Source organism: Nocardia pseudovaccinii NBRC 100343, from assembly GCF_001613225.1.
In the GTDB taxonomy this organism is placed as follows: domain Bacteria; phylum Actinomycetota; class Actinomycetes; order Mycobacteriales; family Mycobacteriaceae; genus Nocardia; species Nocardia pseudovaccinii.
In genome coordinates this window covers 39086-49490 of sequence record NZ_BDBY01000087.1, presented here as the reverse complement: position 1 = coordinate 49490, position 10405 = coordinate 39086, and the positions used below count along the sequence as shown (strand labels likewise).

At 65.5% G+C, this 10405-nt stretch carries 10 protein-coding genes and 1 pseudogene; 7 read left to right on the top strand and 4 right to left on the bottom strand.

The genetic code is table 11. From position 1 onward, the window contains the following. Window positions 1-530 (bottom strand): annotated as a pseudogene (locus NP3_RS50330) (N-acetylmuramoyl-L-alanine amidase); the annotation flags it as partial. Window positions 531-794: 264 nt separating this feature from the next. On the opposite strand from NP3_RS50330, the gene NP3_RS09745 reads away from it, so the two are divergent. Continuing rightward, the gene (locus tag NP3_RS09745; RefSeq protein ID WP_084508388.1) at window positions 795-2531 is read left to right on the top strand and encodes a SpoIID/LytB domain-containing protein; all 1737 of its coding nucleotides are present in this window, start codon (window positions 795-797) and stop codon (window positions 2529-2531) included. A gap of 168 nt (window positions 2532-2699) precedes the next feature. Here NP3_RS09745 and NP3_RS09740 read toward each other — a convergent pair whose 3' ends face one another. Then, window positions 2700-3236: a MarR family winged helix-turn-helix transcriptional regulator gene (locus tag NP3_RS09740; RefSeq protein WP_245720868.1), complete on the bottom strand. Its 537-nt coding sequence runs from the start codon at window positions 3234-3236 to the stop codon at window positions 2700-2702. Between the two features lie 70 nt (window positions 3237-3306). On the opposite strand from NP3_RS09740, the gene NP3_RS09735 reads away from it, so the two are divergent. From NP3_RS09735 to NP3_RS09725, 3 genes are all read left to right on the top strand, one after another. Next, on the top strand, window positions 3307-4233 hold the full coding sequence (locus tag NP3_RS09735; protein WP_063039872.1) for an EamA family transporter: 927 nt from the start codon (window positions 3307-3309) through the stop codon (window positions 4231-4233). Window positions 4234-4301: 68 nt separating this feature from the next. After that, window positions 4302-5063, top strand: coding sequence for a MerR family transcriptional regulator (locus tag NP3_RS09730; RefSeq protein WP_063039870.1), 762 nt, complete (start codon window positions 4302-4304; stop codon window positions 5061-5063). A gap of 193 nt (window positions 5064-5256) precedes the next feature. Beyond that, entirely contained in the window at window positions 5257-5763 is a 507-nt protein-coding gene (locus NP3_RS09725) for a hypothetical protein (RefSeq protein ID WP_063039868.1), read from the top strand. Window positions 5764-5855: 92 nt separating this feature from the next. Here NP3_RS09725 and NP3_RS09720 read toward each other — a convergent pair whose 3' ends face one another. Beyond that, on the bottom strand, window positions 5856-6482 hold the full coding sequence (locus NP3_RS09720; protein ID WP_063039867.1) for a TetR/AcrR family transcriptional regulator: 627 nt from the start codon (window positions 6480-6482) through the stop codon (window positions 5856-5858). Window positions 6483-6586: 104 nt separating this feature from the next. On the opposite strand from NP3_RS09720, the gene NP3_RS09715 reads away from it, so the two are divergent. Both NP3_RS09715 and NP3_RS09710 read left to right on the top strand, forming a co-directional pair. Continuing rightward, entirely contained in the window at window positions 6587-7309 is a 723-nt protein-coding gene (locus NP3_RS09715; RefSeq protein WP_063039864.1) for an SDR family NAD(P)-dependent oxidoreductase, read from the top strand. 107 nt (window positions 7310-7416) lie between these two features. After that, entirely contained in the window at window positions 7417-7617 is a 201-nt protein-coding gene (locus tag NP3_RS09710) for an enoyl-CoA hydratase-related protein (RefSeq protein ID WP_063039862.1), read from the top strand. A gap of 75 nt (window positions 7618-7692) precedes the next feature. On the opposite strand, the gene NP3_RS09705 is transcribed toward NP3_RS09710, so the two are convergent. Next, window positions 7693-8898, bottom strand: a complete 1206-nt coding sequence (locus tag NP3_RS09705) for a hypothetical protein (RefSeq protein WP_157124227.1) — start codon at window positions 8896-8898, stop codon at window positions 7693-7695. A gap of 201 nt (window positions 8899-9099) precedes the next feature. Between NP3_RS09705 and glf the strand changes: the two genes are divergently transcribed. Beyond that, window positions 9100-10329: a UDP-galactopyranose mutase gene (gene glf, locus NP3_RS09700; RefSeq protein ID WP_063039860.1), complete on the top strand. Its 1230-nt coding sequence runs from the start codon at window positions 9100-9102 to the stop codon at window positions 10327-10329. The last annotated feature ends 76 nt before the right edge of the window (window positions 10330-10405 follow it).

Genomic DNA, 10405 nt, shown 5'->3' with positions numbered 1-10405 from the left:
GGAATCGTTTGGCCGGGGAGCGACTGGGCGGGTGTGCTCTGGCCCGGAATCGTTTGGCCAGGGAGCGACTGGGCGGGTGTGCTCTGGCCCGGAACTGTTTGGCCAGGGAGCGATTGGCCCGGAACCGTTTGGCCGGGAACGTATTGGCCGGGAACCGATTGGCTCGGTGCGCTGTGTTCGGGGTCGAGCTTGGGTAGGGGAATTTCTGTCGGTAGCTCGATACCGGGCGGCAGTGGCAAACCTTGGGGAACCGGAATGGATTCCGGAATCGGCAGCATGCGGAGATCTGAAAGGTGCAGATCAGGCAGGTCGAGACCGGTGAGTTCGCGCAGCGGAAGGGTGATGTCGGGCGCTGTGGTGAGAACCACCTCGGCCAATTGCGCGGGGATTGCGGCGAGCTCGCTATCAGTTGTCGCGCGGTAATCGGTCGAATCGCTCAGCGTGAACGTCGCGAGCGGAGCCGCTACCGCAAGTGTGGTGACAACCGGGAGCACGTAGGAACGTTTCGGTTTGCGGTACGGCACGAGCATCTCCAATCAGGTCGAACCGGAGCGATCATCTGCATGAATGTCAGGGTTGCTTCCTGATGCATCAACGACCACACTAGTTCACAACTGTCACATATCTAAACCTCTGGTTGAGGATTATGTGATTGCTCAAATGTAGCTCTCGATTTGCGGCCGGATGGAACGACATGCCGACTGGTATCGAACCGATCAGGTCCTGGAAAACCGTGGGAGTGAACGGATGCGAAGTAAACGGCACCGGAATGACGCGACGCGGGGGAGCGAAAAATGCGGGTGAAAACGAGTGCGCCACGCAGGCGAATTGGCGGGCGACGGATACCGGGAACTCCGATTTCCATCCGTCCGGTGCTGGTCACCGGTGGTGCGGCCGTGCTGGCGGGCACAGTACTCGCGTTCTGGGTCTGGCCGACCGACGGCCCTGTCCGGCCGTTGGCGGGACCGGGCCATGGGCGCGGTATGAGCCAGGTCGGCGCGTTCGACAGCGCCCTGGACGGCTGGACCGCCGAACGCATCCTCGATCACTACTACCCGGGCGCGACGCTCGGCAAAATCTCGGCGACCACCGTCGGGGTGCGGCTGTTCGCCCAGGACGATTCGACGCTGGACGTCTATGCCGACGCCGGATTGCGAGTCGCGGGCCAAATGCTGCCGCGCGGCCAGGTCGCGCATCTCACCGCGCTGCCCGACGGCGGCGCGAATGTGGTTGTCACGATGGGCTGTGACGGTGCGGTGCTGTGGCAGCGGGCGATCGCCGACCCGTGGATCTATCCGCTCAACCCGCGGCCCAACCGTCCCGCCGCCGAACATCTGACGCTGTGCGGTGGTTCGGCATATCGCGGCTCACTCGGCGTTGCCATGGAAAACGGTGAGGCGCGCACGGTGAACCGCGTCGATGTCGAGGACTATCTGCTCGGCGTCGTCCCGGCGGAGGTACAGGCCAACTGGGTCGACAAGGGAGCGACGGAAGCCCTTCGCGCACAAGCGATCGCGGCACGTTCGTACGCGCTGGCGGAGCACCGCCACCCATACGCGCAGACTTGCGATATCACCGACTGTCAGGAGTATCCCGGCACTGCCAAGGAGGATCCGCGCGCGACCGCCGCCATCGCATCGACCGCGGGGACGGTGCTTTTGCGGGACGGCCGAATCCTGCGTTCGGAGTACTCCTCCGCACCCGACGGTGGGGAACCGGCCGATATCTACGCCTTCGATGTCGGACCGACACCCGCCGAACTCGGCACCCCGGTGGTCGGCGCGGGTAATCCTGTGGACCCACCCAAGCAGACCCTCGTCGCCGAATCCCCGATCGATGCCGAATACCGCCGGATCGGCGGCGCGAACAGCGCGGTCGGCCAGCCGCTCGGCCCGGAAATGGCGCTACCCCAAAACGGCGGTATCTACCGGCTTTTCACCAACGGCGCCATCATCGCGACACCAACGCTCGGTGCCCAGGTCGTCGACTTCACGACTCTGATGCAGCGGGTGCCGGATGCGCGCGAGGGGAAGCCGGGCGGCACCCGGCCGCCGGGCAGTAACGAGCGCGCCGTACCGCCCGGCGCGAATAGCACACCCGAGGGCGCAGTGCCCGGTGCTGCGAATGTCGTGCCCGAAAGCGCGCCGCTCGGACGTGCGGTACGGCCCGGCGGGAATAGCTCACCTGAAAGCGCAGTGCCCGGAGGCGCGAACGCCGTGCCTGGCAGTGCCACCGCGCCCGGGCGCGTGCTGCCCGACAGCAATGTAGTGCCCGGGAGCGCGTTGTCGGGTGGTGCGAATGGCATGCCCGAGAGCGCAGGTCTCGGCGACGCGCTCGCGCCCGGAAATGCCGTGTTGCCGGGACATTCCGCAGCACCAGGCGCCGCCTTCGCGCCCGAGGTCGCGGTCCCGCCCGGAACCACCGTCGCCCCGACCACGGCGTTAACCCCAACACCGCCACCCCCACGCGCTCCCGCAATCCCCTCGACCGCGCCGACAAATAAGGAATCGGAACCAACCGAGGAGCTCTAGTCGCATCACGCGACCGATTGCCGCGGTCCACGGGTAGCCGTGGCTTCCGCGCGATTGACTCGGTCCGGGGTGGCCGCGCCTTTTCCCGGTTGCCTCAGCCGGTGCCGCTATTTGCGAATTCGCCTGCACGACAGGAGTTGTGACGGGCGTAGTCGGGCAGATGTCGAATCAGGGCGACGCGGTATCGCCCAGCGATTCGGTCAGGGTTCGCAGCAGATCGGCGAGGTGACCGCGGTCCTGCTGATCGAGTGCGGCGAGGAGGCGCTGCTCGTTCGCCATGTGCAGGGGCAGTAGGTCGTCGATCAGAGTGCGGCCGGTGGCGGTGAGTTGGACGCGGATTGCTCTGCGATCCTCTGGGCAGGGTGCGCGCTCGACGAGGCCCTTGGCTGCGAGGCGATCGATGCGGTTGGTGATGGCGCCCGAGGTGAGCATGGCGACCTGGTTGAGCGCGCCCGCGGTGAGCCCGTCGGCGCCACCGGAGCGACGCAGGGTCGCGAGCATGTCGAACTCCCAGAACTCCATTCTGTGTCCGGCGAAGAACTTCTTCAGGTCCTGTTCCAACAGACGGGAAAGCCGCTGGATGCGCCCGATCACCGCCATCGGTGACACGTCGACGTCCGGCCGTTCCCGGTTCCAGTGCGCGGTGAACAGATCGATCGCGTCGGCCACGGCGTTCCTCTCGATAGTGATTATCTCAACATTCATCTACTTGACGGTGAGGTATGCCAGCGAGTAGATATTTCAACGTTGAGATTATCAATGAGGAGCGACCAACATGACAACAACCACCGCCGCGCGTGACTCGTACGCGGGCACCCTGGCGCTCGCCGCACTCGCCCCGATCGCATGGGGCTCCACCTATGCCGTGACCACGGAATTCCTGCCGCCGGACCGTCCGCTCTTCACCGCGCTGATGCGCGCCCTGCCCGCCGGGCTCGCGCTGCTCGCCATCACCCGCGTGCTGCCGCGCGGGGTCTGGCTCGGGCGCGCCGCTGCCCTCGGTGTCCTCAATATCGGCGCGTTCTTCCCGCTGTTGTTCCTCGCCGCGTACCGGCTGCCCGGCGGTGTCGCCGGTGTTCTCGGCGCGGTCGCGCCGATGTTCGCACTTGCCTTCGCGACCGTCGTGCTCGCCGAAAAACCGAACGGGCGCAAGGTGATCGCCGGTCTGATCGGTGTCTTCGGGGTCGCGCTCGTGGTGCTGCGCGCCAATGCGCAGCTCGATACGGTCGGTGTCATCGCCGGACTCGCCGGTGCGGCGTCCATGGCGATGGGCACTGTGCTCACCCAGCGCTGGGGTCGGCCCGAGGGTGTCGGACCGCTCGCGATCACCGGTTGGCAGCTCACCGTCGGCGGCCTGTTCATCGCACCGCTCGCCTTTCTGATCGAGGGTGCGCCGCCCGCACTCGACGGCCGGGCCGTCGGCGGCTACCTGTACCTCGGCGTCATCGGCACCGCGTTGGCGTACTTCCTCTGGTTCCGCGGCATCGCCAAGGCGCCCGCGACCTCGGTCGCCTTCCTCGGACTGCTCAGCCCGGTATCGGCGGCTGTGATCGGGTGGATCGCGCTCGGCCAAGCGCTGAGCCCGCTGCAAGTGGTCGGACTCGGTATCGCGCTCGGCGGCACGCTGCTCGGTCAGGTGGCCGCAAAGCCGCGGATCGAACCTGCCGTGGTCACACCTCGGGTGTCGGTGGACGTACATTAAGGGTTGACCTTGACGTAACGTCAACTTGCAAGCTGGTTGTACCGACGAGAAAGAAGGGAGAACAGGTCATGCGAACGGGCACCGAATGGTCCATCCAGGATCTGGCCAGGGCGGCCGGTACCACCAGCCGAACGCTGCGCCACTACGGGCAGCTCGGGCTGCTGCCGCCGAGCCGGATCGGCGCCAACGGGTACCGCTACTACGACCAGGACTCCCTGGTTCGGCTGCAACGCATCCTGTTGCTGCGCGAACTCGGCCTCGGCCTTCCGGTCATCGCCGAAGTTCTAGCGGGCGAACAGGACACCGCCGCCGCACTGCGCGCGCACCTGGAACTGCTTCGGCAGGAACAGGATCGGATCCGGCGCCAGATCGAGTCGGTGACCACCACGCTGCACAAGACGGAACGAGGTGAACAACTCATGGCAGCAGAGGTTTTCGACGGCTTCGACCACACTCGGTACAAGGATGAGGTGATCGAACGCTGGGGCAAGGCCGCCTACGAAAGCGCCGACCGCTGGTGGCGCTCGCTCACCGAGGCGGATAAGCAGGCGCACTTCCAGACCCACCTGGATATCGCCGCCGACTACGGCCGGGCGCACGCCGCCGGACTCGCCCCGGACAGCGACGAGGTCCAGGCCGTCGTCGCGCGGCACTACGACTGGATCGGGGTCGGTTCGCAGCGCCGCCCCTCGTGCGAGTACTTCACCGGACTCGGCGAAATGTACGTCGCCGACCCGCGTTTCGCGGCCAACTACGACGTACACGGCGACGGCACAACCGAATTCGTGCGCGACGCGATGAAGGCGTACGCCGAGGCCAATCTGCGATAACAACAGGGTAGGGCGTCCGCATCCAGCGGACGCCCTACCCCTGGTTCGCCGAGGTCCTCGTGGTGCGGCAATTCGACAGCACGCCGGAGACAGGTCTGCGGCCGTAGGATCGAATCGTCCACAAACCAGGTGGGGAGGAGTGCCGACGATGCTTTACCGGAGTGAGGATCGGCCGCCGAGTGGGGCGGCTGCGATGATCGGCGCGGCGCTTGCGGTGCTGTACGGGTTGCGGAGCCTGGTGGGGGGCGCCTGGCTGGTCGTCGATTTCATCGGCAATCGAAGCCGGTTCGACAATTCGCTCGTCATCTTCACCACGCTCGGGGCGGCGCTGATGGCCGCTGTCATGATCTCCGGCGGTGTCCTGTTCTGGCGTCGAGACGAGACCGGGCGCTACACCCTGATCGTCGCGTCCGGTTTTTCGATCGCGATCGGCATTGTCGGACTTGCCGTTTCGCTCACGGGTTACGAATTCGGCCTCGGCATCTTCTGGTGGTCCACCGACGATCACCCACTTTGGGCGTCGTCCTTCTTCTTCGGCCTGGTCGGCCAGATCACCGCCCTGATCCAGGAAGACCTGCTCCGCACCGCTCTAGACCTCATCCAACCCCTCCTCATTTTCGTCCTGTGTGCCAACAAAAACGCCGCCCGCTGGACCGCCGCCCGCCCCACTCGCCCGTCCCACCCCGCGCTGACCTACTGACCGCGCTCGCGTCGAACGAAACTCCCGTCGGTACAAGTGATCTCGGCCCACAGGTTGTTTCGGCCGCACCGGCGCATTCGGATGCGTCGGCACTAGCCTTTGAGCGCCTGCATCAGTTGATCTTCGGTGATGGGAGGCACCGGGAGGGGGTGGGCGGCGGTGGCTCGGAGGCCGTCCAGGACGAGGGCGAGGTGGCGGCGCCAGGCTTGGGGGGCGATTTTGGCGGTGGCTTCGATGATGCGGGTGTGGGACCAGGTGATGAAGGCTATGTCTTCCAGGACCCAGTCGGGGCGTAAGGCACCGGATTCCTGTGCACGGCCGACGATTTGACGCATCAGCCCGTGGCCGTATTCCTGGGCGCGCGCGATCGCGGGGCTGGGGGCGCCGCGCAGGGCGAGGTCGCTGAGTAGGCGGTCGGCGGCTTGGAGTTCGCAGACCTTCTCGACCAGGTAGACGAAAGCGTCCCAGGGGTCCTGGATTTCGATCGCCTCCCTGGCGATGCGGCCGCCCGCTTCGATGCGATCCTCGACGGCGGCGGCGATGAGGTCGTCGCGGGTGGGGAAGCGGTTGTAGAGCGTGCCGATGGCCACGCCGGCGCGGGCGGCGATTTCCTTGAGCGGTGCGTCCAGGCCGCGTTCCTCGAAGACCTCCCGGGCGGCGTTGACGAGCGCGTCCCGGTTGCGTTGGGCGTCGCTGCGTAACGGCTTGTCCACGGGCATTCGCCGATCCTACAAATCCGGTACCCGATCTATCTTGAGCATAGGTTCAACTTAATGCTACCGTCGAAGCTAACTTGAACCCCTGCTCAACTTAGCGAGGAAGTATGACCAAGACGATCGCGATATTCGGCTTCGGGCCCGGGCTCGGTATGGGGACCGGACGGCGGTTCGGCCGGGAAGGATTCCGAGTGGCGGTCATCGGGCGGAATCCGGACAAAGCCCGCGGACATGTCGCGGAACTGGCCGCCGAGGGCATCGAGGCCACTGCCTTCCCTGCCGATCTCACCGATGAAAAGCAGCTGTACAGCGTGGTCGACAAGATCACGGCCGACTTCGGGCAGATCGATGTCGCGATGCACGGCGCGGCGGGTGATGCGGTGAATCGCATCCCGACCACCCTCGATGTCGACGCCGCCAACCTGCGCATCCCGCTGGAATTGAAGGTCTACTCACCGATCTGGATGACCCGCGCGCTCGCGCCCGCGATGATCGAGCGCGGCGAAGGGGCACTGCTGTTTTCGTCCGGATATGCCGACAGGTATCCGGTCCCGCATCTGTCCAATTTCGGCGTCGCACTCGGCGCGCAGCGCACCTACATTCGTCAGCTCGCGATCGAACTGCAAGACACCGGCGTCTATGTCGGCCTGCTCAATATCGGCGCGCTGATCGGCAACAGCAAGGCCGAGCGCCTGGTCGACGAGCAGCCGGAACTGTTCCCGGCCGGACTCGAGATCGTCCGCATGACCAATGCCGAACTGGGCGACCACTATTGGCGCATGTACACCGACCGCGACGCCGTCGAGTCGGATATCGGCTTTCCGGAATAGTGCTACGGCGACGGTCGACGGACCAGCCCTCGCGGGCGGATTCGATCTGGCGACCCTCTGCGATATCCGCATCGCCTCGAAGACAGCGGTTTCCGCGCATCCGGAACATGGGTTCTCCGATGTGCCCAACCGGCCGTTTGCCGAGCTGGTCGGCTGCGGCCGCGCCCTATCTCACCCTGTCGGGCCGACGCATCGATGCCGCCGAGGCACTGCGCATCGGCCTGGTCGCGTGGGTCGTGCCCGCGGCGGAACTGATGGATGCCGTGGGCCGCGTCGCCCGAGACATCGCGGTCCGCGCGCGGCGCTGATACACACGAAGGCGAAGGCGGTGCAGCGTATGGGCATAGACGTGGGTATGTCGACGCTGGCGATGTGAACGGGCACTACACCGCGCACATGGACTGCATGACGCCCTTCAGAATCGGTGCACCGTACGTGGTCGGCGCGAAGACCACCGTCTGCACGATGGACAACGGCGTCAGTACAGCGTTGCTCACCCCGGTCCAACCCGCCGCCGAATTTGCGACGGTGAGCAGCAGACTCGTCACATCCAATGTCAGTGTGGCCAGGTCGAAGGCGTTCTCCACCTGCACATCCGCCAAAGTGACGGTGTCGAGCGCCTTACCCTCGTACAGATCGAAGCCGAGGTTGGACAGGAAGGTCACCGGACCGTAGTCGAGCGCATCCACGATCGGCCCCAGTTCCTCGGTCCGGCGCATCAGTGCCAGCTTCGCGACCCGGTTGTCGCGCAGAAAGCCTTGCAGGGACTCGGCACCGGCATTCAGCCCGGCTCGATCCAGCGGCAGATCGGCCTGCTCCAGGAAGGCTCTGGTGCGTTCGACCAGCATCCGAGTAGTCAATTCGGCTACGGGAGTGCAGGTTCCGTCCGCGCGCACGACGGTGTCCGCGAGATCGACCAGCGCCCGAGGTAACTCGACGTGCTCGGTGTAGACGGATTCGTCCAGCACCAGCTTCGGATACGCGTTCGGCGCTGCGCAATTCGCGGCGAGGAAGTCCTGCACGGTGCGCGCCAGCGACTTCACGCCGGTGAACACCGCACCGACGATCGGCTTCAGAAAAAATCCGACCGTGGGCACCAGACTGGCCGCGAACTGCGCCGGAATCTTCACGATCCGAGTCGCGAGGATGAAGACCTCGATCACATCGTTCACGGTCAGCCGCGATACCGACATGGCGGTGTCGAGCCGCCCGGTCCGCACCGCGTCCAGGCCGTTGACCAAATACGTGACGATCGGATCGTCGAGTAATTCGGTGCGCTCGTTCACCGTCGACGGCGCGACCGGCAGCCCGTCCCGATGCACCCGCACCGCGGCGATGGTGCCGCGGAAATCGGCGACCTGACGGTCGAAGGCGGCGACCTGCTCGCCCGGCACCGTCGTGCGCAGCGCGGTCGCGGCGGCGGTGACGATGTCGTCGAAGGTCGGTGCACCCCCGACGCACACCGTGTCCGCAACCGGTGTAGCTGCCAGCGAGTCGAACTCCGCCGCGTTCGCGGGTGACGGGACGACTACCGCCGCCCCCAACACCGTGAACAGCGCGAGGAACGGGATATGGAATTTCCGCATCATCAGGTCTTCCGGGTCGGGCCGCTGGCGACTGTCGAACTGGACATGTGATCAGTTCGCGTCCGTATGCAATAGCGGCTCTATTGCGGCGGCGTATTCGTTTCGGCAAACACCAGGAGAAATTCCGATGGCATCCGTCGCCGAGTGCGCGCAGGTCGCGACTCCACCCGGCCCGCGCGCGGACTTCCGATACGCTGGGCACCCGTGACCGTCGCATCGTCCCCGGGTAACTCCGCAAACTCCGCTTCTCAGTTCGATCTGATCGTCGTCGGCTCCGGATTCTTCGGGCTGACCGTCGCCGAGCGCGCCGCCAATCTGCTCGGTAAACGGGTGCTGGTGATCGATCGTCGCTACCACCTCGGCGGCAACGCCTACTCTGAGCCGGAGCCGCAGACCGGGATCGAGGTGCACAAGTACGGGGCGCACCTGTTCCACACCTCGAACAAGCGGGTGTGGGACTACGTGACCCAGTTCACCGAATTCACCGGCTACCAGCATCGGGTCTTCGCGATGCACAAGGGGCAGGCCTATCAGTTCCCGATGGGCCTCGGTCTGATCTCCCAGTTCTTCGGCCGCTACTTCACGCCCGAGGAGGCGCGCAAGCTGATCGCCGACCAGGCCTCGGAGGTCGAGACCAAGGACGCGCAGAACCTCGAGGAGAAGGCGATCTCGCTGATCGGCCGTCCGCTCTACGAGGCGTTCGTGCGCGACTACACCGCCAAGCAGTGGCAGACCGATCCGAAGGAACTGCCCGCGGGCAATATCACCCGCCTGCCGGTGCGCTACACCTTCGACAACCGCTACTTCAACGACACCTATGAGGGTCTGCCCAAAGAGGGTTACACGAAGTGGCTGGAGAATATGGCCGCCTCCGAGCTCATCGAGGTCCGGCTGAACACCGACTGGTTCGACGTGCGCGAGCAGATCCGCGCCGAGAACCCGGACGCCCCGGTCGTCTACACCGGACCGGTGGACCGCTACTTCGACTACAGCGAGGGCGAACTCGGCTGGCGCACCATCGATTTCGAGACCGAAGTGCTCGAAACCGGTGACTTCCAGGGCACCTCGGTGATGAACTACAACGATTCGGATGTGCCCTACACCCGCATTATCGAACCGCGGCACTTCCACCCGGAGCGCGAAAGCTACCCGAACGACAAGACCGTGATCATGCGCGAATTCTCCCGTTTCGCGCAGACCGGTGACGAGCCGTACTACCCGATCAACACACCGGAGGACCGCGCCAAGCTCACCGCGTACCGCACGCTGGCGAAGAAGGAAACCGCAGCGGCGAAGGTGCTTTTCGGTGGTCGCCTCGGCACCTACCAGTACCTGGATATGCATATGGCGATCGGCAGCGCGCTCAGCATGTTCGACAATGTCCTGCGGCCGCACCTGGAGTCGGGCGAACTTCTTTCGGACCAGGAGGCGTAGATGAGCGACACTGGCGAAGCCCCGCTCATCGAAGCCGACCGGGTGCGGGTGTCCCGCACTGACGCTGAAAGCGACG